We start from the raw sequence: 25,527 nt of genomic DNA on the forward strand, positions 1-25,527 counted from the left end.
CCTCCTCCTACTCGATTGGTTCAGTATTCATTATTTATAACGAATGCCGCGCTCCACTTCTGGGTCTTCCATGGTCTTAAAGCGCTTGTGCAGCCACATCCACTGTTCTGGTGCTCTTAAGATAATCTTCTCAAGGTAGCGGTTCATGTAGGCGGCAGCCGCTTTCTCATCTTTCTGTGGATAGTCATCTTCGATCGATTCATCGGCCATGATCTCATACTTGCCATCGGCATTTCTAAAACCAGAACCCGGAACAAGTGCGCATCGGCTCGTATAAGCCAGAATACTAGTGCCTGTTGTAGTACATGCATCTTCTACAGCGAAGAAAGGCACAAACACAGACTTGTTACGACCGTAATCATGATCCGGTAGGTAGAAAAGGATCTCACCCTGACGCAGGATTCGAATCATACGCTTCACGTCTTTACGGTGAATCAGGCGGTTGCCGTTTTGAGTACGACCACGGTATTGAATGAATTCATAAGCCGGATTGTTGTGCGGGCGATAAACACCTAAACCAGAAATACCTAATACAGCCATTGCTCGCGCAGTGATCTCTAGATTTAAGGCATGCACACAGCATAGAAGAACACCTTTACCGTTGGCTTTATGTGTACGCAGTGTTTGGGTGTCTTTATCTACTAGGATTCGCTTGAAACGCCACGTTGGCCAAAACCAGGTAATACCTGTTTCGATGAGTGCCATACCGGTGTTCTTGAAGTTCTCACTGACCATTGCCGCGACTTCATCTGCAGGCTTATCTGGGAAGGCGAGTTCCAAGTTACGTGTTGCGACCGCGACGCGCTTTTTACCATAGCGAGCACCCAAAGAGCCTAACGATCGGCCTAACAGCAGTAAGAGGCGATAAGGGAGAACGTTAACGATAAGCGCCAATAACCCAAAACCGAACCATACTCCCCAGTATTTAGGGTGGAGTAACGCCAGAGTAAAAGGTGGCTTAGTAATAACGTGTTGTGCAGTGCTGTTTGTCGGAGAAGTTTTCGTCGTCATAACCATCACTTAAGATTTGATTGCTACTTAATTTGATTGTTACTTAATCTGAGCGCTTAGCAGAGCCCAATAAGCATCAAAGTTTTCTGTCGGTTGATATTTGAAGTCTGAGCGAACAAATCGATTCAAGCTGCCTTCAACTTGACCGAGTAGTTGAGCGGCTAAGATTTTCTCATCAACCGGGAATGATTTCCCTTCACGAAGCTTTCTTTCACGCAGGATCTGGCGAAGTTGCGTCTCAATGCGTTCGAAAAGTTGGTTGATGCGATCACGCAGGCGTTCATTTTCAAACATTAGAGCATGACCAGATAAAATTCGAGTCAGGCCTGGGTTACGTTCTGAGAAAACTAAGATAAGTTGTAGTACTAGGCGTATGCGCTCTAGCGTGTCTTTCTCTTCATCCAGAATACGGTTGATTCGAGACATCAACGCTTCTTCAATGAACTCGATCAGGCCTTCAAACATGCGGGCTTTGCTTGGGAAGTGGCGGTATAACGCAGCTTCAGAAACACCCACTTGCTTGGCCAACTTTACCGTTGTGATACGAGAAGCACCTTCGGTCGATTCCAACATTTGTGCGAGAGCTTGTAGGATTTCTTCACGACGGTTTGATTTTCGAGTACCAGCCATCTATTTACTTCCTTTCCTAAAGATGAGGATTGAGTGAAGAAGGATTATAAACACCATTCAATTCTGTTTCCTAGTTTTGTAAGCCCTAGGTCAACAGAATCGAGAGGTGTCAGCAGATTATCAGAGCAAATTTGTGCGTTTATACATTAATAAGCTGTTGGATCTGATCGAGGATCTGGAAACCAAGTGTGTCTTTGCTTTCCAGTGGCAGAGATTTATCGCCGCCTTTCCAATAAAGGTGCAGCTCATTGCTACTGCTATTGAAGCCTTGGCCTTCAACTGAGACGTCGTTGGCGCAGATCATATCGAGGTTCTTTCTTTCCAGTTTACCGCGTGCGTACTTCTCAACATCTTGAGTTTCTGCTGCGAAGCCGACAGTAAATGGGCGACCCTCGGTCATTGAAGCGACAGAAGCGACAATATCTGGGTTTTTAACCATTTGAATGGTCATGTCGTCTTTACCGTCGACCTTTTTAAGCTTTTGGTCTGCAATGGTCTCAGGGCGGTAATCGGCAACTGCGGCGCAGCTGATGAAAATATCGTGTTGAGAAGCGTTAGCAGTAACGGCATCAAACATCTGTTGTGCGCTGTCGACATCAATACGATTAACTTTATTTGGCGTTGCTAATGAAACAGGGCCGCTGATTAGAGTCACTGTTGCGCCTTGTTTCGCGGCTGCTTCAGCCAGTGCATAGCCCATCTTGCCCGAGCTGTGGTTGGTAATGTAACGCACCGGGTCAATCGCTTCACGAGTCGGGCCTGCAGTAATAAGCACAGAACGGCCAGCAAGTGGCTTAGGTTGGAAGAAGTCTTCACAGCGATGCACGAGCTGCATAGGCTCTAGCATGCGACCCATTCCCACATCACCACACGCTTGTTCGCCAGCCGCCGGTCCCCAAATCTCACAACCACGACGTTTTAGTGTTGCGATGTTCTCTTGAGTGGCAGGGTGGCTGTACATCTGTTGGTTCATTGCCGGAGATACCGCAACTGGCGCATCGGTTGCTAGAACCAAAGTGGTCAGTAGGTCGTTACCCATGCCAGCTGTCATGCGCGCAATCAGATCAGCGGTTGCTGGCGCTAGTAATACCAAGTCAGCCCACTTTGCGAGCTCGATGTGCCCCATGGAAGCCTCAGCAGCAGGATCAAGCAAACTATCAGACACTGGCCTTCCAGAGACGGCTTGCATGGTGAGAGGAGTGATGAACTCCTTGGCTGCATTTGTCATCACGACTTGTACTTGTGCTCCACGCTCAATTAAGCGTCGAGTCAGTTCGGCACATTTATACGCAGCGATACCACCACTAATGCCAAGTAGGATTTTTTTCCCAGCTAGGCCTTGTAGGTCAGCGTTATCCAGTTGATTAACCAATGTTTGCATGATTCTGTTCCTTAATTTCTCTGGGACTTACGATATCAGAACAAAGGATTAGTGCCTAGAAGCAGAATTAGAACAGATTTGACGCTCATCAAGTTGGTGTTATCAAACTTATCAATTACACGGTTTTGCTAGTGACTCGTTTCCTTTGATCTCTATCGAAGGATCTCTGATTACGATCTCATTAAGGTGATGGGTTGTGTTCATGACCAATGATTGTCTTTATATGCCAATAGATAAAATACCTGCCGAATCGATGCCGAGAGAAAAGTTATTGAGTCGAGGGCCTGATTCTTTGAGTGATGCGGAATTGCTCGCGATATTTCTGCGAACAGGGACACAAGGAATGAACGTGTTGGAACTTGCTGACAAGTTGATCAAAGACTTTGGCTCGCTCCGTCATCTTTTTTCAGCAACGCAGGAAGAATTTTGTGCCCATAAAGGGATGGGGCAGGCCAAGTATGTTCAATTACAGGCTGTGTTAGAGATGACACAGCGCTATCTAGCAGAGACGTTATCTCGCGGAGATGCACTCACTAGCCCTAGTCATACTAAGCTTTATCTTTCGAGCATGTTGCGTGATCGCCAGCGAGAAGCCTTCTATATATTGTTCCTCGATAACCAAAATAGGGTAATCAAAGACGAAGTTATGTTTGAAGGAACCATCGATGCCGCATCGGTTTACCCACGGGAAGTGGTTAAACGGGCACTTCATCACAATGCGGCGGCATTAATCTTGGCTCATAACCATCCTTCGGGTGTCGCGGAGCCCAGCCAAGCGGATAGGAGGATTACACGCCGATTGACCGACGCATTAGCGCTGGTGGACATCCGAGTTCTCGACCATTTTGTCGTTGGAGATGGCGAAGTTGTCTCTTTTGCAGAGCGTGGATGGATTTGAATCACATTTTAGGTTGTTAGTTGCGTTAAATCTGCTATTATTCCGGCCACATTTTTAGACCTAAAATCAGCTCTGATTACTCAAGCAAGCTGCGCTGCACAAAAAAAGATCACGAAATCCGTAAAAAGGATCTGTTCGGGTCTTGAGCAATGCGTGTCAAGTTAGTATAATGCGCGACCTTTGATAGCCTTGTATGGATTTTCCATAACGGTTTTTACCTTCTATTTTAATTGATAGAGAGGTTCGGCCACCAAGGTTGATATCGAGCTGAAACGATTGGAGAAGACATTCATGTCCCGAGTATGCCAAGTAACTGGTAAGCGTCCAGTAACGGGTAACAACCGTTCACACGCACGCAATGCTACTAAGCGCCGTTTTCTGCCGAACCTACAAACTCATCGTTTCTGGGTAGAGAGCGAAAAACGTTTTGTTAAACTACGTCTAACTGCTAAAGGCATGCGTATCATTGATAAGAAAGGCATCGATGCTGTTCTTGTTGATATCCGTGCACGTGGCGAAAACGTTTAAGAGGAATTAAGCAATGGCTAAAGGCATTCGTGAGAAAATTCGTCTAGTATCTTCTGCAGGTACTGGTCACTTCTACACAACTGATAAGAACAAGCGTAACATGCCAGGCAAATTTGAGATCAAAAAGTTTGATCCAGTAGTTCGCCAACACGTTATGTACAAAGAAGCTAAAATCAAGTAATTGATGCTTTTTTTGCTCTTCTTCAGTAGAAGAAAGAATTGAAAAACCCAGTTTAATCGCTGGGTTTTTTTATATCTAAAATTTGAGGAACTCAATTATTTTTGCTTGATATAGCCTCTGATAGATAGAAATCTGTACAACATAGAAAGTATTGCCACTTTCACGATATACTGAATGTTCAATAGGTTAGATGAGCAGAATCAGATGAGATATCGTGGACGCCGGTGGAACAACATACTCATGTTCAGTGTGATCGCTTTTATTGGCGTGTTAAACCTTCCAACATTGATCAAAGCGTACCTTATCGAGCCTGAACCGCAGGTTGATAGCCCTTATCCTTATCTCCTGAACCCAACAGCAAAGCTTCAAGCGTTACACTTTGCTAAGTGGTCTGTCATTCAACAAGATAATCAATGGGTTTACCAGTTCGAAGATACTGACTTTCCTCAAGCCACCAATGCACAAGAGCTGTCACAACGTTGGAAAGAGCTTGTGGGCACGGAAGTCGACTCACAGACCTACACAGACCTTACGCCTCGGTTAAATACACCACACACCATCGAAGTATGGTATCAAGACCAAGAAGAGCCCCAGCGTATTACCTATTATCAATTGCCTGAGTTCTGGTTGTTAAAAAACTGGAATGATCAGTGGTTGGCGGTGTCTATTGAAGAGAGCTACCTGTTTCCAAGCTTTAACGCTAACCACTCCTCTAAATCGGACGACTAACTATGCCTGAATTACCCGAAGTCGAAGTAAGCAGAATGGGGATCTCGCCTCATTTAGTCGGTGAGACCATTAAAACTCTTACTTTTCGCACGCCCAAGCTGCGTTGGGATATCCCACAAGAGTTAAAAGCATTAGAAGGGCAGATGATTCGCTCCATCTCGCGTCGTGCAAAGTACCTATTGATTGAAACGGATACTGGCACTGCCATTGTTCACCTTGGTATGTCTGGCTCACTACGCGTATTAGACGCTGACTTTCCAGCAGCCAAGCACGATCACGTGGATCTTAAGCTCACCAATGGCAAAGTATTGCGCTACAACGACCCTCGCCGCTTTGGCGCTTGGTTGTGGTCTGCTCCCGACGAAACACACCCTGTGTTACTCGGTTCTGGCCCTGAACCACTAACCGATGACTTCAACGCTGACTACATTGCTGAGAAAGCAGAAAAGCGTAAAGTCGCAGTCAAGCAGTTCATCATGGACAACAAAGTAGTGGTCGGTGTCGGGAATATCTACGCTAACGAAGCCTTGTTCTCTGCAAAAATCCACCCGTTACGATCGGCAAACAAAGTGACCAAAGCCGAATGGATCTTGTTAACCGATGAGATTAAACAAGTACTCGCAACGGCTATCAAGCAAGGTGGTACTACGCTGAAAGATTTTTCTCAGGCTGATGGTAAACCAGGCTACTTCGCACAAGAGCTGCAAGTGTATGGTAAAGCAGGTGAAAAGTGTCCAAGCTGCGAAGCATTGATTCAAGAGCTAAAAATCGGACAGCGCAATACGTTTTATTGCGAAGAGTGCCAAGTATAGAAAATCTGAACTCGTGTTCACTTTTTATTGCTAGTCGATAGGCTAGCGAGTGGCTACAATTGTACTAATTATATGAATTGAGAATAGTAGAATGAAATATTTAGTAACTGGCGTTGCTGGTTTTATTGGCTCTGCAGTGTCAGAGCGACTATGTGCGGCAGGGCATGAGGTTGTTGGTATCGATAACCTAAATGACTACTACGAAGTCTCTCTGAAACATGATCGCCTTAAGCGTATCGAGCATGAAAAGCTTACTTTTATCGAGCTGGATCTCGCTGATAGAGAAGGTATCGCTGAGCTTTTCGCACAGCAAAAGTTTGACCGCGTGATTCACTTAGCGGCGCAAGCTGGCGTTCGTTACTCAATTGATAACCCAATGGCGTATGCCGATAGCAACCTTGTCGGTCACTTAGCTATTCTTGAAGGTTGTCGCCATAATAAGGTTGAACACCTCGTTTATGCTTCATCGAGTTCCGTTTATGGCTTGAATCAAAAAATGCCATTCCATACAGCAGACAGTGTTGATCACCCGATTTCACTGTACGCCGCGACTAAGAAGTCGAATGAGTTGATGGCGCATACCTATTCTCATTTATACGACGTACCAACGACAGGTCTTCGCTTCTTTACGGTTTACGGCCCTTGGAGTCGCCCTGATATGGCGATGTTCAAGTTTGCGAATCTAATCGTAGCGGGCAAAGAAATCGACATTTATAACAACGGCGACATGATGCGTGACTTCACTTATATCGATGATATTGTTGAAGGTATTATTCGTGTGCAAGACCGAGTTCCAGCCAAGCAACCAGATTGGACCGTTGAACAAGGGTCACCAGCAACCAGTTCTGCTCCGTATCGCGTGTTTAACATCGGTCACGGCAGCCCGGTTAAATTAATGGACTACATCGAAGCATTAGAAGGTGCTCTAGGTGTTGAAGCGAAAAAGAACTTCATGCCAATGCAGCCTGGTGATGTGTACGCGACTTACGCTGATACGGAAGATTTGTTTGAAGCGGTTGGTTATAAACCTCAAGTGAAGATCCAAGAAGGCGCGAAAGCTTTCGCAGATTGGTATAAGGCCTACTACTCGCTGTAGTAATTGATAGCTTTGAATTAAAAATAGCGCTCAATGAGCGCTATTTTATAGGTAATCGCATGATTGCTTTTTAGGTATAAGCATAAAGAGAGGGGGCAATTTAATGTGAGTGTACTTTTCCTAGACCTAGAATTTTGGTCTGAACTCTTTATCTAGTACTGCAAGGTGATAAAGGTTTGTTGATAGATTAAGTGCCATACTCTTTATTTTGTTCACAATCTTCATAAAGGCGACAGAATAGTCTTTTCTACCTTTATGTTTACGACTACCGATAATTGACGGCCGTTTACTACGCTGTAATCCAGCAGAAGAAACACCAAACATGGGGTGCTTATGAATCCAAGTATTCCTTAAGAATACATCAACTGGATAATTAAAAGTTGAACTTTGTTCGATGAAAGCTTGTGCCGCTTTGGGAGATATAGCATAGCAGGCGGTTCCTTGAGGAACTTTCAAATACTTTACAAGATGCTGTGTATCGTACTTATCAACTGAATAATGTAGTCTATTCTTACTGTCTTGTAAGCGAATAAAACCACACTGCTCAATATGCTGCTCGGCGATAGTCAAAGTATTGCGAAATATATCGATATCAATATCGGCATGATCTTCGAAGACTAAAATGGGTTCATTTAACTCTATGCATTTTTGCCAAATAAGATAATGGCTTGCATAACACCCCACTTCCCCAATTGCATGCGGTCTACCCATATTGTGTAAAAAAGCTCTATCGTGAATTCTTGTTAGTAGAGGATGTTCATCGGTTCGTGCATCCACTCCGATAAAAAACTCAAAATCAACCTGAGCATCCTTAAGGGCGTTAGCTGTTGATTTTTGCCTACAATGGTTTGCTTTTAAGGTAATACAGTATGATTTCATAAAGCTATATTGATGTATTTATTCACAAGAAATTATGTTATCACTCGTTTGGCTTTTTGTAATGATTGTTCGCTTTGTTAGAGGTTATGGTTGTGACGGGCTTCAAGAATATTGAGGCAGTATAGCTGATTGACTATTGTTGACTCTGTAGTGTAAGAGCGACTGTGTTAGGGGGGAGTTAAGTTATAAATATTAATAAAAATAGCGCTCAATGAGCGCTATTTTTTTGAAGGGAGGCTTATTTTTATGTTTTTCGTTTAATTTCATCTGCGACTTTTTGTGGCACAAACTGACTTATATCTCCGCCGTGTATAGCGACTTCACGAACAATGGTTGAAGAGAGGAAAGCATATTCTTCTGAAGGGGTAAGGAACACGCTTTCAAGCCCTGGTAGTAACTTGCGGTACATGCTAGTGAGTCCAAACTCGTACTCAAAATCCATGGTTGTTCTTAGGCCTCGCACCAACACATTCGCTTGCTGCTGTTTAGCAAAATCGACCAGTAACCCCGAAAATCCTTCAACAGACACGTTAGGTAAGTGAGACACCGCATCACGTAACAACTCTACACGTTCATCTAATTCAAACATGGTTTTTTTACTTGGGCTCGCTGCTACTCCAACAGTGATATGGTCAAACATGCTAGCGGCACGAACAATGATATCAAGGTGGCCATTGGTCACCGGATCAAAAGTTCCTGGATAAATAACGTGTGTGCTCATTTTAGCTGTCCTTGCTTAATGTAGTGTTCGAATTCAGTGCTTTACTAGAGTTTAAGGCCTTATCGAGTTGCTGCTTTACCATATCGAGTGTGATGTCTTTCATCAGGCCATCGCCTTTAGCACGGGTTCCCCATGGAAGGTCTGCGACTGGTTTACCTTGTTGTGCTTCTACGTGCTGTTGATAAACACTCACTACGATATCGAGATCGTTGTAAGGTCCTGTTCTACGAGGGTCGCTGTGTGCGTACAAGCCGATTACAGGCGTTGACTGCGTAGTTGCCAAGTGGGCTGGGCCAGTATCAGGTGCCAATACCACCGTTGCATGTTTGAGTACAGCGGTGAGCTGTTTTAGATTAGTTTTGCCTATTAAGTTGATAACTGGAGATTGGCATAGCGCTTCGATATCCTTACCAAGGTTTACCTCTCTTGGCGCTGGAGAACCACATAACACCACTTGCATGCCTTGTTCGACAGCATAGTCAGCAATAGCTGCGTACCGCTCTGTTAGCCAGTTGCGAGAATCTTTGCTAGCAGCAGGGGAGATAACCAAGGTCGGTTTGTCTGCCATGGTGCTGATTGCTAATTGTTCATCTTCAGGTGTTAAAGGGATATTCCATTGAGGCTTATCGAAGGGTACACCAATGTAGCGAGCAAATTCGGCAAAGTTATCCAATACATGAAACTTGTCTGAAATAGGTAGATGGCGATTAGTAAAGAGTGATTGCATTTCACGAGTACGGTTTTTTCCAAATCCCACTTTGCACTTCGCCTTTATCCCCCATGATAGTGCGCTGGCTCTGAGTGCGGCTTGCATATGCAGAAGAGCATCAAATTTACGATCAGATAGCTGACGCCATAATTCACGCATTCCTTTGAAGCCTTGTTTCTTATCGAAAACAATCACCTCAATACCGGGTAGCTCGCCGATCAGCATGGCTTCTATTTTACCTGTGATCCAAGTGATTTTCGTTTCAGGCCACTGCTTCTGGATGGCTTGAACCACAGAAATAGCATGACAAACATCACCAATCGCGGAGAGGCGAAGTATGCAAAGAGATTGAGGTGCAGTTGAGAACAGTGACATAAAGTGCCCGAAAAAAGTGAATAACATCAGAATTATGCAGATACTCGCATTAGTTGTAAAATAGCAATGACGAAAAGCGACCCAAAGGCCTCATAGATGGAAACGATTAGCACTAAGAACCAAACGATTTGGTACGACCCTGAACTTTTGGCTCAGGTACCAGAGGGCGATATCGATCAGATCTTTGAGGCTGAATATTGGCAGCAACAAGACGCCATTTCAGGCAGTGCTCAAGGACGAGGTACCACATGGTTCATTCAGCTTGATGATATACAGGCCGCATTGCGCCATTATCGCCGTGGCGGATTGTTTGGGAAGCTAGTCGAAGATCAATATCGTTTCTCTGATTGGAAAAACACGCGCTGTGCAATGGAGCTCAACGTTCTCAATGTCTTGGCTAATGCAGGTGTTAATGTACCGAAGCCCATTGCTGCTAGAGCCATTAAAAGCGGACTATTTTATCGTGCTGATCTGATGTCGGAACGGATTCCCAATGCGAAAGACCTGGTTGATGTCTTGGTAGCTAATCCGATAGGTGCGGACATTTATCAAAAAATTGGTCAAGAGATACGCAAAATGCACAATGCTGGCGTTGACCACACTGATCTCAACATTCACAATATCCTGCTTGATGATTCTCAAAAGGTGTGGATTATTGACTTTGATAAGTGCGGTCAGCAAGCGGGTAATGACTGGAAAGAAGGTAACTTGAATCGCTTAAAACGCTCATTCCTAAAAGAAGTAAACAAGCGTCAGATTCAATGGCAAGAGCAGGATTGGGAACCGTTATTGCAAGGTTACCAAGGTTAGTTGCTGTTAGTTAAGAGTGGTGACTAGCTAAGAATGGTCATTAATTAAGAATGTATGCCAAGGTTTTATCCAACGCTCCTCGGTTCTGCTCAACCACTTGATAAGCCGCTAAGCCTTTAGTTTTACGCAGCTCTGATTGTTTGAACAGTTGTTGGAGTTGGTCTGCGATATCTTGGCTATCTTGACAAATAACCACGGCATTGGCTTCCAGTAGCTTGTCAGTGATCTCGCTGAAGTTAAAATAGCTAGGGCCATTGAGTAAAGGTAACTGTAGTGCTGCCGGCTCTAGAAGATTGTGGCCACCTACCTTATCGCCCACAAGGCTTCCGCCCATAAAGCAGACATCAGCGCCACCGAGTAATACCAACATTTCTCCCATCGTATCCGCAATATACACTTCAACATCAGAGGTGATTGGTTGTTGACTTGTTCGAGTGATGGTGTTGAATTCTTGCTGTTTAGCCAGTTCCGTCACTTGGCTGAATCGTTCAGGGTGACGAGGTACAATCATCAATAACGCTCTTGGTTTGTCTTTTAGAAGTTGCTTATGAGCATCTAAAACAATTTCATCTTCACCTTGGTGGGTACTCGCAGCAATCCAGACATCACGATTAAAGCCGACTTGGTCCCTCAAAGCTTTACCTTTTTCTACTTGTTCAGAAGAGACTTCAATATCAAACTTGATTGAGCCTGTCACATGCACCGATGCTTTATCTAACCCTAATCGTATAAAGCGCTCAGCATCACTTGGGTATTGGCAGAGTACTTGAGAAAGGTTTTTCGCTAGAAGGTTAAAGACGGATTGGAATTTAGCATAGCGCTGGCACGAGCGCTCAGATAGGCGAGCGTTGAGTACTGAAATAGGAATCCCAGCTTTCGCGACGCAATGTAACGTGTTTGGCCAAAGCTCTGTTTCCATAATCAACATTTGCTTTGGTTTTACTGATTTAAGGAAGCCTCGTACACACCAAGAAAAATCAATCGGCATGTAGCGATGTTCGACCAAATCACCGAGTTTTTCTATCTGCTCTGCACCCGTGCTGGTTGTGGTGGTAACGATAATGGCTTGGTTTGGATTGCGTCGCTTCAGTTGCTTTATGATCGGTACGGCGGCAATCGATTCACCAACCGATACTGCGTGAATCCAGATAGGATTCTTACCTTGAGTTTGCGGTGTGATCCCGAAATGTTCTTTCCAACGCTGACCAAAACTTGGCTTTCCAGGTTTGCTCTTATAAAGCCCATACAGCAGTAGCGGAGAAGCTAATGACAATATGAGAGTATAGATAAGTCGTATAAGCATAAGAACAGTGACACCAGAAGGCAAAATCAATATTCAGAAGAGTATTTTCTTCAATCTCGAAAGTAAAGAGCGTTATAATTAAATGCTTAGTTGCGCTTTCAAACGGACATGGTGAATTTTATCTCATCGCTTATGCAAACCGATCAAACCTATCGTTTCTTGCTCTACGTCGAGCAAAATTATTCATTTGCTATTCTTCGCCCATTCTATGATTACGCGAAGCAACTCGGCCATGAGGTTAAGTGGTTGCTTGTTGGTGAAGACGCTTCTGAACATCTTTTACTGGATCAAGAGCAGAGCGTCTCTTTGACAGAAGCTATTGCCTTTAGTCCTTCTGCCGTTCTAGTGCCCGGTGATCGTGTTCCAGCGTTTATTCCAGGGGTGAAGGTACAAGTATTTCATGGTTTGAACGAGAGCAAACGTGGGAACTTATACCCTGAACGTGGTTTATTTGATTTGTATTGCACCGAAGGCCATGAAAGAACAAGCTCGCTTGAGCCGCTAGCTAAGCAGCGCGGCTATTTTCAAGTTAAAGAGACCGGGTGGCTGAAGCTCGATAGCTTGTTTAATTATCAAACCAGTGACAAGCATTTTGAAAGACCGCAAATTCTATTCGCTTCTACCTTTTCGCCAAGCTTATCGTGTGCAGAGTTGGTTTATGAAGAGCTTAAGCGCCTCAGTCAACTGAGTCAGTGGCAATGGTTAGTGACTCTTCATCCGAAAATGAATCAAGAGACGAGAGCGAAATATCAAGCACTGGAAGGGGATAACCTTCTCTTTTTCGATAATGACCGAGTGATTGAAATGCAACATCGTGCTGATGTTATGGTGTGTGACAACTCATCGATATTTCAGGAATTCTTGTTGCTCAATAAGCCTGTTGTCACGGTAAATAATCGAGACCCTCAAGCAAGCTTTATTAACATTACTCAAGCCGAGCAATTAGAGTCAGCAATTCAACAAGCTATGCTGCCTGATGAAACAAGAGATAAAGCCATTGCTAATTATGGTCCTTCAATAACGCCATATTTGGACGGTCAATCCTCAGCGAGAGTTCTGAGTGCTATTACGGATGTGCTAGAAAGCGGTTGGCAGGATAAAAAACCAAAAAATTGGATTCGTAACTTTAAAATCCGTAAATCATTAAACTATTGGAAATTCTAGGGCTGAATAATGAGAAAACATACCCTGTCTGTCATTGTTATTACCAAGAATGAAGAAGACCGAATTGAAACTTGCCTAAAATCTGTGGTTGATATTGCCGATGAGCTAATTGTGTTAGATAGCGGATCAACGGACGCAACCGTTGAGATATGCCAAAAATATACAGATAACGTGACAATCACAGATTGGCCTGGCTTTGGTAAGCAAAAACAGCGAGCGCTAGATAAAGCGACATGTGATTGGGTGCTATCAATTGATGCTGACGAAGCTCTCGATAAAGAGATGAGCGACGCTCTTGTTGAACTATTAAAACAAGATCAAATCAAACACACTGCTTATAAACTTCCTTGGGGAGTGACTCTTTATGGCACGACTCTAAAACATGGCCGCAGTGCTCGTGCAGTATTAAGACTGTTTAAGAGAGAAGGCTCTCGATATACGTTAGACGAGGTTCACGAGACCGTCGTTCCGGAGCAAGGCTCTACAGGGATATTGAAGGGATTTCTTCTTCATTACACCCATCGTGACTATGGCCACGGCCTAGATAAAGCAGCGCAGTACGCCTGGCTCGGCTCGCAAAAGTACCATCGTAAAGGCAAGAAATCACACGGCTTATTCCTTGCTCTACTTCGAGCGATGTGGACGTTTTTCCTTGTGTACATTATCCGTCGTGGCTTTATGGATGGTAGTGTCGGTTTCATTATGGCTATGACTTACGCTCAGGTGAATTTCAATAAATATGTCGGCTTGTGGCTTATCGAAAAAGAAAGGAGTTAACCAGTGGCTTTTAAATTAGAGTACTGCCTGTCAGATACTTACAATGTAGGGGATGATCTTAACCCTTGGCTATGGCCACAACTGTTTGGTGACTTGATTGTAGAAGATAGCTCTCGTTATTTTTTAGGCATAGGGACGATTTTGACGGAGAAGCGATTAAATAAAACGCTTTCAGGTGCGGACGAAGTTATTATTTTCTCATCAGGTGCATGGGAGTGGAACGTCCCCAAGTTATCTGACAAGTGTACTGTTTATGGTGTAAGAGGGCCTAGGACGGCAAAAAAATTAGGGTTAAACCCCGAACTGGTGGTTGGAGATGGTGCTTATCTCCTTCGTGAAGTTGACTTCCCTAAAGCGGAAATACAAAAAGGGAAGATTGGCTTTATACCTCATCATCGTAGTGAAGATTTTATCGATTGGGATAAAGTTTGCCAGAAGATAGGTTTAACATACATTACAGCAAAACAACCGGTCGAGACTTTTTTGTTGGCTCTTCAAGAGTGTGAGTCCGTTGTGACTGAGGCCATGCACGGTGCAATTATTGCGGACGCACTTCGCATCCCTTGGAAAGGAGTTCGTTTCTCCCCGGCATTTGACGATGAAAAGTGGTATGACTTTGCTGAATCTATGGATGTAGAGCTAATATTACACGACTTACCTTTTATGAGTGTTAATAAGATGCCCATTGGTAAATTGTTAGAAAATACGTTTAAGAGAAATGTAGCTAAATTATTTAAATCTTCATCGAGAAAGTGGCTGTCACTCGTGACTGTGTACAAACTGGCCTCTAATGACGATATGAAAAATTTACAATTGAAGCTTAAAGTTTTAGCCAATGACAAGAGCAATTACCAATTGAGCTCTTTGGCACAACTCAATGCGATAGTCGAGACTCAAAAAGCAGTGGTAAACAGAATTATTCAAGACCACAAGTAGGTCGTTTGGGCAAGTTGGTTATCCACTTACTTGCCCTTTGATTACTAAGCTATTTGTTCGTTAATTTCTCAAAAAAGCGAATGTGTTGTTTAACTGTTTCTGATGACGAAAAGTAGCGTTGGAGTCTGATCTTTGCTTTATGTCCCATTTCTGAACATCGTTCTTTACTCTTTGCCATGTTGTTTATAGATTCACCTAAAGACTGAGCATTTTTTACAGGAACAATGTGGCCAGTTTCGTTTTCTTCGATCAGCTCTGGGGAGCCGCCCGTTGTTGTCACTATTGACGGTGTCCCATTTGCCATAGCTTCAACAATCGTTCTTGGGAGCCCCTCTCCACTGATTGATGGTTGAATTTGAAAATCAGCCATAGCCATAATGGATGGAACATCTTTTCTGTGACCAATGAAGTGTATTCTCTCTGACATAGGGCTATCTTTCGCCATATCAAAATAAGGTTCGTAACCACTGCCAATTAAAAGAAGATGAAAGTTTGGGTTATCAACAAAGTGTGTAGCTCTGATTAGAACATCAATTCCCTTGCTGGGCCTAACATGAGCAGCACACACAGCAATGACATTATTGGAGTCTAAGCCAAACTCTTCTGGCTTATTTTCCTGAACAGTATACCAGTCTAGTTCGTGACCTTTGTAGATGGTAACTACATTATCTTTATTGCACCAAACTCTCTTTTTAACGTCATTGGCGACAGCTTTTGATACGCATACAACACCACTGACTTTTGGGTGCAGGTGAGTGAGGTAGGCTGAAGGATCATGGCGATACAGGCCACCTGTAGTCCCGCGATATGTGATTAATTTTGTTTTCTTACCAATACAAGCAAACGCAGCGTTTGGTATCGTCTTAGAATTAAATGCATAAAAAATGTCATAGGCTTTGCTGTTCAGTTCAGCCCTATAAGCTTTGATAGTCTTTAAACAAATCTTTTTATTTGGGTAGGCATCAACAACTCTTACGCCATTTTCTTGAAACCGTTGAGCGTATTCTGCATCGCCTTGGGTAAGGACTGTGACCTCATGACCTTGCTTTACCATTTCTATAAACATTTCTGCTTCAGGACGTACACTATTTCGAGCATGATAGTAGGAACTAGCAATAAGAATTTTCATTGGATTACCGCTTCGAGTATTTGAATTTTATATTATGTAGATGGCGTTGGATGGTTTCATTAAGATTAAACCACTCACGTTTACATTTTTTTAATAGACTTCTATTAGCTGTTTTTTTTGCGTAGCCTATTTCAGAGTCAAACTTAGGGTCATTAGTGACACAAGGTTCTTTAGTTCCATAGCATTCAACTTCATTCGCCCAAAATCGATCCATATATATGTCGACAGCCATGTACCACTCTTTAGAGTGTAGTAACAGTTTATTCGCTCCTTGAGGTGTAAGATAATAAGCAGTTGTACTCATATGCCCTTTTGTGAATTTGTGGATGTTGGTCGAAGAACATTTTAGTATAGAATAAGAACTGAACTCTCGACGTTTATTATTAAATAACCGAATACATTCGATAGATTCAGGTAGTTCAGGAATATCTTTTAAAAAATTTAAAAATGTCTTTTTAAATAACAAAGCATCGTCTTCAATAATAATTATTGGCTGATTTAGCTCTATACATTTTTCCCAGAGTAAAAAGTGACTTGCGTAACAGCCTAATTGACCAGCGTTAAGCGTTTTTGCTCTATATGTTTGGCTTAATTCATCATTATAACGTTTCAGTAATGGATGAGGAGGTGATGTTCTGCCGTCCACGGCAGAAAACAGCTCAAAAGGAAGAGATAGTTCGCCTAGTTGACGGCTAATATTTTCTTTTCTTTCTGTGGAAGATTCTAAGTTGATCACAAAGATTTTAGTCATTGGAAACTCTCTTACATCTTGAGCAGATAGGGACTAGAAATAATAGATATAGCATTAGTGGTTGAGGGTGATTAAAAGGAACATCGGTTAATCCAGCCACGAAAAATAAGCTAACCAAACCAATTTTTAGATACTTATCAGTTGCGTTTAGATGCTTCAATGTCATTAATGGGTAGATTAGAAACCCCAGTGTGAGTATTAGACCGATAATACCAGATTTAACCATCTTATTAATGAATTGATTATGGTAATGATGTGAAGCAAGTCGATAAGTAGTCTTAGATATTTCTTTTTTTTCCCGCCTTTCTTTTAATAACAGTGGCGTCTCACTCCCATAACCGAGTATTGGTCTTTTTTCAATTAATTGAGGAGCTAGTTGCCATAGTTGCAATCTTTGACCAATAGAAGTTTTATAATTGCCCGATTGAATTTTTTGTATCTCATAGACAGTTCGTTCATATCTTTCTGTGATTCTTTCTTTAAATAAGTAAGAACCAAAAGAAAATGACAATGTAGTGATGGAAAGTATAGAGATTAATTGTTTTTTTGTTGGAGCCTTTTGTACACATTTGATGAGACAAATAATAAAAAGACTTATTGTTAAGGCTAACCAAACTCCTCTAGTTTCGCTGGAAATTATAGGAGGTAAAGATAGTAAGAATGCTATTGAAAGCATCGCTTTTTCTTTTGTTTTTGAGGCTTCGATTAACAAAGAAAATGCCACTACGGATAGAAGAGCACATGCTGTTGCGTATGGTATGGGATTTATATAGCCAGCATCGCGAGATACTCCCATGTAAAAATTAAAATAGATGCTATTGATACATACAACAAAACTACCGATCAAAACTACCCATTGAATTACTTTTTGAGTAAGCATTTGATATGGGAAAGCTATAAGAAAAAGAGTAACGCCAATCAGTGACCTCAGTTCTCTAGAGCTTGCTCCATGATAATAATAACTAAATACTGTATATATACATGAAATGCCAATTAACCACACAAACGGGCTCTGTATGTTATTTAATATAGTTTCTTTTTTAAATACTAATATACTGACGATGATACTAATCAAAAATAGTGGGATCATTTTCTTATCACCACTATCTAAAACTAACATACCTGTAACAGCAAGAAAGTAAGGTAATAGTAAGAGTGCTGTATAAATCTGCTTTCTGTTAATAATATTCATACTGTTGAATTTAATGCTAACTATTATAAGGATTTATATTACTATCAGGACGAGTCTTAAGCAGTCTTAAGATCCACATATATTGTTCAGGTTTTTGGTTTACGTAATCCTCGATACATTGATTCATCATACGAGCATCCTCTTCTTCGCTTCCTGTCGGGAATGGTAGAGCAGGGTAGAAGTCCAAAGTGTATTGACCTGTACTGCTATCGTACTGAGCAAATAGTGGGACAATTTTAGCCTTGCTCAGCTTAGATAATCGACCAAGGCCTGAGATAGTTGCTTTTTGAGTCGCGAAAAAGTCAACGAAGACACTGTGCTCACGGCCAAGATCTTCATCAGGGAGGTAGTAACCCAGGTACCCATCACGTACCGACTTGATGAAAGGTTTGATACCACCGCTGCGATCATAAACACGACCGCCGTATTGCACGCGCTGTCGGTGCATTAGCCAGTCACTGAGTTTGTTTTTTTGTGCTTTCGCCATCGCAGATACAGGTAAATTGCGTGAAGCTAATAATACCGCTGGGATATCGATAGCCCATGTGTGTGGCACCAGCAAGATCACATTCTCGCCACTGTCTGTAATATCGGTTAGGTTGCTCAGACCGTTTATCGAAGTGTTGTTCTCTAGCCAAGTTTTGCTCTTTAGTGTTAAAGAAGCAAACCCCATCAAAAACGATATAGATGTAACGTATGACTGATAGAGAGTTTCTTCGCGCTCTTCGATAGATTGCTCAGGAAAGCACATCTCAAGGTTTACGCGAGCTCGGCGGTTAGCCTTATTCTTAATTTTTACAGCTTGCTTAGCCATAAACTTAGCTAATGCTAAACGAATGCTATTAGGTAAGAAGCAGACTAAAGACGATAACAAAACAGCAATCCAAGTTCCCCAGTATTTAGGTGCTAGAAAACCCCATTCAAACTCAGGATTGTAAGCTTTTGGATCAAAATCATTGCGTTGTGTGGTCATTCATTCACTACATTATTTAAATCAGAGAGTTAACTTAATATCGGTCACTCTGGGAATGATTATATTCGTTAGACATTCCCAATAATACACGCTAAAAGTAGGGTGTATTATTGGTCCTAATCTGAAATATACCGTTAAGCGTTTACGATCTTCATGTACTCAGCAACGCCATCGGCTACTGCTTTAAACTCGATATCGCAACCTGTACCGCGAAGCTTCGTTAGGTCTGCTTGAGTGAATTCTTGGTAAGCACCTTTTAAATGCTCAGGGAAAGGAATCGTTTCGATTTCGCCTTTACCATGGTGCTTGATAACTGCCTTGGCGACTTCTTCAAACGACTCAGCATTGCCAGTACCTAGATTAAAGAGGCCTGATACCCCATTCTCTAAGAACCACAAGTTTACAGCCGCAACATCACCTACATACACAAAATCACGCTTAAAGGTTTCGCTACCTGCGAACAATTTCGGGTTTTCACCGGCATTCATTTGGTTGTTTAGGTGGAAAGCGACAGAGGCCATGCTGCCTTTGTGTTGCTCGCGTGGACCATAAACATTGAAGTAACGAAACCCTACGATTTGCGAAAGCGTTTCGTTGTGTGCTGCTGCATCCGCGGTTAAGCGACGAACGTAGTTATCAAATTGTTGTTTTGAATAGCCGTAGACATTCAATGCACCTTCGTACTCTCGCTCTTCGATGAAAGTGTCGGTCTCACCGTAAGTTGCAGCTGAAGAGGCATACAAGAAAGGAATTTCACGCTCAACACAGTAATGAAGTAGCTCTTTTGAGTATTCATAGTTGTTGAGCATCATGTATTTGCCATCCCACTCAGTGGTAGCAGAGCATGCTCCTTCATGGAAAACAGCTTCAATATGACCAAAATCATCACCGGCCATGACTTGAGTTAGGAAGTCATCACGATCCATGTAATCCGTGATGTCTAGGTCTACAAGGTTCTTAAATTTCTTACCATCTTTTAAGTTGTCGACGACTAGAATATCGTTGTGGCCCGCTTCATTAAGCGCCTTAACAATATTGCTGCCAATCATGCCAGCACCACCCGTTACGATAATCATAATTTTCTAACTCTTTTGAATACAAAACTGTCACGAGTATAGCAAGGAATGGATAAAGCGGGCTAGTGGAATAATTCCCCAACCAGAGTATGATACGGCAAGCTAAGTTATAAATTATGTTGAGTTAATTACTCAAAACTATAGGTATTATCATGAAGATTGCAGTAGCCGGTACAGGGTATGTGGGTCTATCAAACGCTATGCTTTTGGCACAACATCATGAAGTCATTGCGGTAGATATCATCGATGAAAAAGTGGCAATGCTAAACAATAAGCAGTCACCGATTGTAGACAATGAGATTGAGCACTTTCTATCAAATAAGACGCTGAACTTCATGGCAACAACGGATAAAGCCGCTTACAAAAATGCTGAATTTGTCATCATTGCTACACCTACCGATTATGACCCTAAAAACAATTATTTTGATACCAGCTCTGTAGAATCTGTCATCAAAGACGTCATGGAGATCAATCCTGATGCGGTGATGGTTATTAAATCAACGGTGCCGGTTGGCTATACCGAGCGTATTAAGCAAGAGCTGAACTGCGAAAACGTCATGTTCTCACCGGAGTTTTTGCGTGAAGGCAAGGCCCTGTACGATAATCTACACCCATCACGTATTATCGTTGGTGAATGTTCTGAACGCGCTAAAGTGTTTGCGAATCTTCTTGTGGAAGGTGCGGAAAAAGAAAACATCGACGTACTGTTTACTCACTCAACGGAAGCAGAAGCAGTAAAGTTATTCTCAAATACTTATCTAGCGATGCGAGTTTCTTATTTCAATGAGCTTGATTCTTACGCGGAAGCGCATGGCTTGGATTCTCGTCAGATCATAGAAGGTGTGGGCTTAGACCCTCGTATCGGCAATCATTACAACAACCCTTCATTTGGTTACGGTGGTTACTGCTTACCAAAAGACACCAAGCAACTATTAGCAAACTATCAAGATGTACCAAACAACATTGTGGGTGCGATTGTTGATGCAAACCGTACCCGAAAAGACTTCATTGCGGATTCAATTATTAAGCGCTCGCCTAAAATTGTCGGTATTTATCGTTTGATCATGAAGGCGGGCTCTGACAATTTCCGTGCTTCTTCCATCCAAGGGATCATGAAGCGTTTAAAAGCCAAAGGCATCGAAGTCGTCGTGTTTGAACCGGTATTGAAAGAAGAGCACTTCTTTAACTCGAAAGTCTATTCTGATCTTGCTGAGTTCAAAGCGGTGTCCGATGTGATTGTTTCTAATCGAATGGTAGAAGAGATCGCAGACGTTGCAGATAAGGTGTACACACGAGATCTGTTTGGCAGTGATTGATTCGGCTCTATTTTAGCTAATGCTAATTAGACCAGATGTTAACAGCTCGATCTATCCGTTTAGTGGCGATATACTGAACCCCTAAACGGATAGGGATACTAATAACTAATGAAAACACGTGACAAGATTGTTTACGCTGCTCTAGAGCTTTTTAATGAGCACGGTGAGCGTAGTATTACGACCAATCATATTGCTGAGCATATCGAGATTAGCCCTGGTAACCTCTACTACCATTTCCGCAACAAGCAAGAAATTGTCCGTGACATCTTTACTCTCTATTCGACAGAGTTACTTGAAAGGTTCACACCGATTCAAGGCCAACAAGAAAGCCTGACGTTACTAAAGACTTACTTAGATTCTATCTTCACACTGATGTGGAAGTACCGATTCTTCTATGCGAATCTGCCTGAAATATTGTCACGTGATGAAAAACTCCACCTTGATTACATGGCCGTACAAGAAAAGCTGCAAACGAATCTTGTCGATATCATGCGAGCCTTCGTTGAGTTGAACCTGCTCAAAGCAACGGATACGGAAATGAAATCGATGGTCACTTCTCTTCACTTGATCGCATCGGGTTGGTTGGCGTATCAGTCTGCGATGTCTCCAAAAGCCCAAATTACCGAGCAAGTCGTTCATCAAGGAATGCTGCAGATGATAGCGACCGTTAAACCAATTGCGACCGCGCAAGGTTTTGAACAGCTGACATTATTAGAAGATGGTGTACGGGCGTTGAACTCTAAATAGAAAGAGACGAGTAAGCGATATACGGGATTCGAAGAAAGATACTCGCATCCCGTATCTGCTCTTTATCGAACTAACCAACTCTTCGGGTTTTGGGCTTGGCTGTTTCTGCGAATCTCAAAGTACAGTGAAGGGCGCGTTTGGCCGCCAGTGTCACCAGCAAGCGCAATCGCTTCGCCAGCTTTAACCTTGTCACCTTCTTTCTTTAAAAGTGCTTGGTTAAAGCCGTAGAGCGTCATATCACCTTTACCGTGGTCAAGTAGCACCACTAATCCATAGCCACGCAGATACTCTGCAAATACCACCGTGCCAGAGTAAACCGATTTTACCTGCTGACCGTACTTGGCGTTTATCACCATGCCTTTCCAGTTAATTTGCCCCGTTTGACGTGAACCGTAGTTATGTAGAACTTTATCTTTGATCGGCCAAGGCAGCTTACCTTTACGTTTTGCTAGGCCATCCATCGGGACTGCATTACGTCGTTCTCGAGCCGCTTTTTCTGCTTTCGCTATTTCAGCTTTGAGGCGTGTTTCATTTCGCTGAAGCTCTGCTAGGTAATTCTTGTCACCCGAGATGTTTTTCTTGATGCTGCCAACCGTTTTCTTACGCTGCGTTTGAGTTTTGGCTAACGTATCGCGCTTGGTGGTTTGCTGTTTTAGCAGTGTTGCTATCTGTTCTTGCTCAAGTTGACGCTGTTTGTGGCTTTCTTCTAATTCAAGTTGCGTCTGTTCAATCGTTTTAATGGTTGCGGAGCGAGCTTTGGCAAGGTGCTGGTAATAATGACTGATGCGATCTTCTTCTACACCGGTGTTGAGAATGTGAGAAGAAGCCTTAGCTCGACTCGTCATGTAGTAAGTCTGAATGAGCTGCTCTAACTTGTCTGTCTGGACTTTTTTCTGTGCAGTGAGCGCTTTAATCTTTGTGTCTAAATTAGCAATATTAGCATTAGCAGTATTGAGCTGCTTTTTACTGTCTAGAATCGCTTTTTCAAGTGAAGCGATGGACAGCTCCTGCTTCTTGAGGTTTGCCTGTAGGCTATCGAGTTTCTTTTGCTGGGAAGAGAGCGCTTTCTGTTGACGAGAGATTTCGCTTGATACGCCTTTCAGTTCACCTTGAGATGCAGCAAATGATGATGAAGACAAAAGAGCAACACCAAGGCTGGCAGATATCAAAAGAACAGTGCTCATTGATTGAACGGGTTTCATCATTATCGTCATTTTGCTCTTATTAATAATCAGCATCTGCTGCGAGTCTTTTCGCATCTCGGCTATCGGCTATTCGTCGGATCCCGAATCTGCTCTTAAATCCCATCACCATGGATGAAGTTCTGAGAGCGACCGTTAAACCCCTGATCCATGTCTAAAGATGGCTTATCAGTTTTCGGCTTTCCAACAATTTTTGCAGGAACACCAGCGACAGTCGTATGAGGCGGTACGGCTTGTAGAACCACAGAGCAAGAACCAATCTTAGCGCCTTCACCCACTTCAATGTTGCCGAGGATTTTAGCACCTGCACCAATCATCACGCCTTCTCGGATCTTAGGGTGACGATCGCCACCTTCTTTACCCGTACCCCCTAAAGTCACGTCTTGAAGGATAGAGACATCATTTTCAACGACGGCTGTTTCACCAATCACAATGCCTGTCGCGTGATCAAGCATGATAGCTTTACCGATACGAGCCGCCGGGTGAATATCCACTTGGCAAGCAACTGAAATTTGGTTCTGTAGGTAAGTGGCAAGCGCAATACGACCTTGCTTCCACAACCAGTTAGCCACTCGGTAACCTTGAAGAGCGTGGTAGCCTTTTAGATAAAGCAGAGGCATCGAGTACATCTCAACCGCAGGATCTCGGTTTACCGTCGCGCAAATATCACAAGCGGCCGCATCAATAATCGATTGGTCCTGCTTAAATGCTTGTTCAACCACTTCACGCACTGCCATTGCTGGCATTGATGCTGTTTTTAGCTTATTTGCTAGGATGTAGCTAAGCGCAGCACCTAAGCTTTCGTGGTTGATAATGGTGGCATGGTAAAAACTCGCAAGCATAGGTTCTTGCTCCGACTGCTGTCGAGCTTCCTTCACAATGCATTGCCAAACTTTTTGTTGTTCACAGTGTTTCATTTTACCATCCATCTTATCTATTTTATCCCACGACTTAATAAGCGATGTTATCGCTCTGACTTCTTGTCTCGAGCAAGCAAATCTTGTGCTGCTAAGTGTGCGTCTTTCCCTTGATACAGCACTTGATAAATTTGTTCAACGATTGGCATCTCAACGCCCATGCGTTCTGATAATAACCAAACTTCTTTGGTGTTGCGATAACCTTCAACGACTTGGCCAATTTCTTCTTGTGCGGTATCTACATCTTTGCCTGCGCCAAGTGCCAAACCGAAGCGACGGTTACGCGATTGGTTATCAGTACAGGTTAGTACTAAGTCACCCAACCCTGCCATGCCCATGAAGGTTTCTGGTTGCGCCCCAAGAGCTGCACCTAATCGGCTCATCTCAGCTAAACCGCGAGTGATAAGCGCGGTACGTGCATTGGCACCAAAGCCAATACCATCCGACATGCCTGCGCCAATTGCGATAACGTTCTTCACTGCGCCGCCAAGCTGCATACCAATGAAATCTGAGTTTGCGTACACGCGGAATGTTTTGCCGCAGTGGATTTTTTCTTGGAGCTCTTCTAGGAAAACTTCATCAGGTGAAGCTACAGAGATAGCCGTTGGCATGCCCATCGCTAACTCTTTGGCGAAGGTCGGCCCTGATAGAACCGCTAACGAATACCCATCACCCAGCACATCGTGCGCGACATCTTTAAGTAAGCGGCCTGTTTCTGGCTCTAGGCCTTTGGTCGCCCAACAGATGCGAGAATCTGTACCTAAGTAAGGTTTCAGGCTGTTTAGAACAATACCAAACACGTGGCTAGGCACAACAACGAGAAGGTCACGACTTGCTGTTACTGCTTTCTCAAGATCGGATTCGATGATTAGGCTTTCTGGGAATTTTATATTTGGTAGAAACTCATTATTAGCTCGCTCAGATTCAAGACGAGCCATATGAGCAGGGTCATGCCCCCAAAGAACAACGTTTGCACCGTTACGCGCTAGAGAGATAGCTAAAGAGGTTCCGTAAGAACCTGCACCAATGACAGTCATGGCGATCTCTTTGCCGTAAGCGCTGTCTTTACCGTAAGCGTCTGCCGTATTAGTCGGGCGAGTTGTTTCTGTCATGCTTCCACCTAAAAATAATGAGGGAAATCGAAGAGTTCTGAAAAAGCTATCCACTAAAATAAGAAGAGCTTTCAATCTTAGTACAGTGTAAAGAAAAAATGCACATCGCAGAAGTTACGATGTGCATTTAAAAGCTAACTAGCGCTTGAAACGTTAGAGTTAAGTTCTACTT

General features: G+C 43.1%; 27 protein-coding genes. 12 read left to right on the forward strand and 15 right to left on the reverse strand.

Annotation, left to right across the window (positions count from 1 at the left end; all coding sequences use genetic code 11):
• Window positions 1-30: 30 nt before the first annotated feature.
• From lpxL to coaBC, 3 genes are all read right to left on the reverse strand, one after another.
• Window positions 31-1,011, reverse strand: coding sequence for an LpxL/LpxP family Kdo(2)-lipid IV(A) lauroyl/palmitoleoyl acyltransferase (gene lpxL / locus AB4583_RS01080; RefSeq protein ID WP_017059266.1), 981 nt, complete (start codon window positions 1,009-1,011; stop codon window positions 31-33).
• Between the two features lie 39 nt (window positions 1,012-1,050).
• Window positions 1,051-1,641, reverse strand: a complete 591-nt coding sequence (gene slmA / locus AB4583_RS01085; RefSeq protein WP_004741428.1) for a nucleoid occlusion factor SlmA — start codon at window positions 1,639-1,641, stop codon at window positions 1,051-1,053.
• A 139-nt stretch (window positions 1,642-1,780) separates the two neighbouring features.
• On the reverse strand, window positions 1,781-3,022 hold the full coding sequence (coaBC, locus tag AB4583_RS01090) for a bifunctional phosphopantothenoylcysteine decarboxylase/phosphopantothenate--cysteine ligase CoaBC (protein ID WP_017063087.1): 1,242 nt from the start codon (window positions 3,020-3,022) through the stop codon (window positions 1,781-1,783).
• A 223-nt stretch (window positions 3,023-3,245) separates the two neighbouring features.
• On the opposite strand from coaBC, the gene radC reads away from it, so the two are divergent.
• The 6 genes from radC to AB4583_RS01120 all read left to right on the forward strand — a co-directional run bounded on the left by radC (window position 3,246) and on the right by AB4583_RS01120 (window position 7,266).
• Window positions 3,246-3,920 carry a DNA repair protein RadC gene (radC, locus tag AB4583_RS01095; RefSeq protein ID WP_372116076.1) on the forward strand — a complete coding sequence of 225 codons (675 nt, stop codon included), beginning with the start codon at window positions 3,246-3,248 and terminating at the stop codon, window positions 3,918-3,920.
• Window positions 3,921-4,211: 291 nt separating this feature from the next.
• Complete coding sequence (gene rpmB / locus AB4583_RS01100; RefSeq protein WP_004728407.1) at window positions 4,212-4,448, forward strand: 50S ribosomal protein L28; 237 nt, start codon at window positions 4,212-4,214, stop codon at window positions 4,446-4,448.
• Between the two features lie 13 nt (window positions 4,449-4,461).
• Complete coding sequence (gene rpmG / locus AB4583_RS01105) at window positions 4,462-4,629, forward strand: 50S ribosomal protein L33 (RefSeq protein ID WP_002535344.1); 168 nt, start codon at window positions 4,462-4,464, stop codon at window positions 4,627-4,629.
• A 204-nt stretch (window positions 4,630-4,833) separates the two neighbouring features.
• Window positions 4,834-5,358, forward strand: coding sequence for a hypothetical protein (locus AB4583_RS01110; protein WP_032546317.1), 525 nt, complete (start codon window positions 4,834-4,836; stop codon window positions 5,356-5,358).
• A 2-nt stretch (window positions 5,359-5,360) separates the two neighbouring features.
• Window positions 5,361-6,170: a bifunctional DNA-formamidopyrimidine glycosylase/DNA-(apurinic or apyrimidinic site) lyase gene (gene mutM, locus AB4583_RS01115; protein WP_372116049.1), complete on the forward strand. Its 810-nt coding sequence runs from the start codon at window positions 5,361-5,363 to the stop codon at window positions 6,168-6,170.
• Between the two features lie 91 nt (window positions 6,171-6,261).
• A complete protein-coding gene (locus tag AB4583_RS01120) occupies window positions 6,262-7,266 on the forward strand; it encodes an NAD-dependent epimerase (protein ID WP_372116050.1) in 1,005 nt (334 codons plus the stop codon).
• A 126-nt stretch (window positions 7,267-7,392) separates the two neighbouring features.
• Here the strand turns inward: AB4583_RS01120 and AB4583_RS01125 are convergent, their stop codons facing one another.
• The 3 genes from AB4583_RS01125 to AB4583_RS01135 all read right to left on the reverse strand — a co-directional run bounded on the left by AB4583_RS01125 (window position 7,393) and on the right by AB4583_RS01135 (window position 9,950).
• A complete protein-coding gene (locus tag AB4583_RS01125) occupies window positions 7,393-8,145 on the reverse strand; it encodes a glycosyltransferase family 25 protein (protein ID WP_016792613.1) in 753 nt (250 codons plus the stop codon).
• Between the two features lie 244 nt (window positions 8,146-8,389).
• Entirely contained in the window at window positions 8,390-8,866 is a 477-nt protein-coding gene (gene coaD / locus AB4583_RS01130) for a pantetheine-phosphate adenylyltransferase (protein WP_372116051.1), read from the reverse strand.
• A gap of 1 nt (window position 8,867) precedes the next feature.
• On the reverse strand, window positions 8,868-9,950 hold the full coding sequence (locus tag AB4583_RS01135; protein WP_372116052.1) for a glycosyltransferase family 9 protein: 1,083 nt from the start codon (window positions 9,948-9,950) through the stop codon (window positions 8,868-8,870).
• A 96-nt stretch (window positions 9,951-10,046) separates the two neighbouring features.
• Here AB4583_RS01135 and AB4583_RS01140 point away from each other — a divergent pair, with 96 nt between their 5' ends.
• Window positions 10,047-10,760, forward strand: a complete 714-nt coding sequence (locus tag AB4583_RS01140) for a 3-deoxy-D-manno-octulosonic acid kinase (protein WP_372116053.1) — start codon at window positions 10,047-10,049, stop codon at window positions 10,758-10,760.
• Between the two features lie 40 nt (window positions 10,761-10,800).
• On the opposite strand, the gene waaA is transcribed toward AB4583_RS01140, so the two are convergent.
• Window positions 10,801-12,063 carry a lipid IV(A) 3-deoxy-D-manno-octulosonic acid transferase gene (gene waaA, locus AB4583_RS01145; RefSeq protein ID WP_372116054.1) on the reverse strand — a complete coding sequence of 421 codons (1,263 nt, stop codon included), beginning with the start codon at window positions 12,061-12,063 and terminating at the stop codon, window positions 10,801-10,803.
• Window positions 12,064-12,195: 132 nt separating this feature from the next.
• On the opposite strand from waaA, the gene AB4583_RS01150 reads away from it, so the two are divergent.
• Genes AB4583_RS01150 through AB4583_RS01160 form a run of 3 tightly spaced genes read left to right on the forward strand, consistent with a single transcriptional unit; the run spans window position 12,196 to window position 14,940 of the window.
• Window positions 12,196-13,227 (forward strand): UDP-N-acetylglucosamine 2-epimerase, encoded by a 1,032-nt coding sequence (locus AB4583_RS01150; RefSeq protein ID WP_372116055.1) that lies wholly within the window; start codon window positions 12,196-12,198, stop codon window positions 13,225-13,227.
• Between the two features lie 9 nt (window positions 13,228-13,236).
• Complete coding sequence (locus AB4583_RS01155; protein ID WP_017063097.1) at window positions 13,237-14,004, forward strand: glycosyltransferase family 2 protein; 768 nt, start codon at window positions 13,237-13,239, stop codon at window positions 14,002-14,004.
• Between the two features lie 3 nt (window positions 14,005-14,007).
• Window positions 14,008-14,940 carry a polysaccharide pyruvyl transferase family protein gene (locus AB4583_RS01160; RefSeq protein ID WP_372116056.1) on the forward strand — a complete coding sequence of 311 codons (933 nt, stop codon included), beginning with the start codon at window positions 14,008-14,010 and terminating at the stop codon, window positions 14,938-14,940.
• Window positions 14,941-14,989: 49 nt separating this feature from the next.
• Here the strand turns inward: AB4583_RS01160 and AB4583_RS01165 are convergent, their stop codons facing one another.
• The 5 genes from AB4583_RS01165 to rfaD all read right to left on the reverse strand — a co-directional run bounded on the left by AB4583_RS01165 (window position 14,990) and on the right by rfaD (window position 20,061).
• Complete coding sequence (locus tag AB4583_RS01165) at window positions 14,990-16,069, reverse strand: glycosyltransferase family 4 protein (RefSeq protein WP_102413997.1); 1,080 nt, start codon at window positions 16,067-16,069, stop codon at window positions 14,990-14,992.
• A 4-nt stretch (window positions 16,070-16,073) separates the two neighbouring features.
• Window positions 16,074-16,820: a glycosyltransferase family 25 protein gene (locus AB4583_RS01170; protein ID WP_372090281.1), complete on the reverse strand. Its 747-nt coding sequence runs from the start codon at window positions 16,818-16,820 to the stop codon at window positions 16,074-16,076.
• A complete protein-coding gene (locus AB4583_RS01175) occupies window positions 16,813-18,012 on the reverse strand; it encodes an O-antigen ligase family protein (RefSeq protein ID WP_372116057.1) in 1,200 nt (399 codons plus the stop codon). Before AB4583_RS01175 ends, AB4583_RS01170 begins: the two co-directional genes overlap by 8 nt.
• Before the next feature lie 16 nt (window positions 18,013-18,028).
• A complete protein-coding gene (gene lpxM / locus AB4583_RS01180; protein WP_372116058.1) occupies window positions 18,029-18,985 on the reverse strand; it encodes a lauroyl-Kdo(2)-lipid IV(A) myristoyltransferase in 957 nt (318 codons plus the stop codon).
• A 134-nt stretch (window positions 18,986-19,119) separates the two neighbouring features.
• Window positions 19,120-20,061, reverse strand: a complete 942-nt coding sequence (gene rfaD, locus AB4583_RS01185) for an ADP-glyceromanno-heptose 6-epimerase (protein WP_010433822.1) — start codon at window positions 20,059-20,061, stop codon at window positions 19,120-19,122.
• A gap of 152 nt (window positions 20,062-20,213) precedes the next feature.
• Between rfaD and AB4583_RS01190 the strand changes: the two genes are divergently transcribed.
• Complete coding sequence (locus tag AB4583_RS01190; protein WP_017071086.1) at window positions 20,214-21,377, forward strand: nucleotide sugar dehydrogenase; 1,164 nt, start codon at window positions 20,214-20,216, stop codon at window positions 21,375-21,377.
• A 108-nt stretch (window positions 21,378-21,485) separates the two neighbouring features.
• On the forward strand, window positions 21,486-22,124 hold the full coding sequence (locus AB4583_RS01195) for a TetR/AcrR family transcriptional regulator (RefSeq protein WP_017063104.1): 639 nt from the start codon (window positions 21,486-21,488) through the stop codon (window positions 22,122-22,124).
• Between the two features lie 62 nt (window positions 22,125-22,186).
• Here the strand turns inward: AB4583_RS01195 and AB4583_RS01200 are convergent, their stop codons facing one another.
• The 3 genes from AB4583_RS01200 to gpsA form a co-directional block, all read right to left on the reverse strand.
• The gene (locus tag AB4583_RS01200; RefSeq protein WP_017066282.1) at window positions 22,187-23,338 is read right to left on the reverse strand and encodes a murein hydrolase activator EnvC; all 1,152 of its coding nucleotides are present in this window, start codon (window positions 23,336-23,338) and stop codon (window positions 22,187-22,189) included.
• Window positions 23,339-23,421: 83 nt separating this feature from the next.
• On the reverse strand, window positions 23,422-24,243 hold the full coding sequence (gene cysE / locus AB4583_RS01205) for a serine O-acetyltransferase (protein ID WP_009847961.1): 822 nt from the start codon (window positions 24,241-24,243) through the stop codon (window positions 23,422-23,424).
• 47 nt (window positions 24,244-24,290) lie between these two features.
• Complete coding sequence (gene gpsA, locus AB4583_RS01210; RefSeq protein WP_372116059.1) at window positions 24,291-25,355, reverse strand: NAD(P)H-dependent glycerol-3-phosphate dehydrogenase; 1,065 nt, start codon at window positions 25,353-25,355, stop codon at window positions 24,291-24,293.
• Window positions 25,356-25,527 lie beyond the last annotated feature (172 nt).

It is taken from the genome of Vibrio sp. 10N.222.49.C12 (genome assembly GCF_041475025.1).
Classification (GTDB): domain Bacteria; phylum Pseudomonadota; class Gammaproteobacteria; order Enterobacterales; family Vibrionaceae; genus Vibrio; species Vibrio crassostreae_C.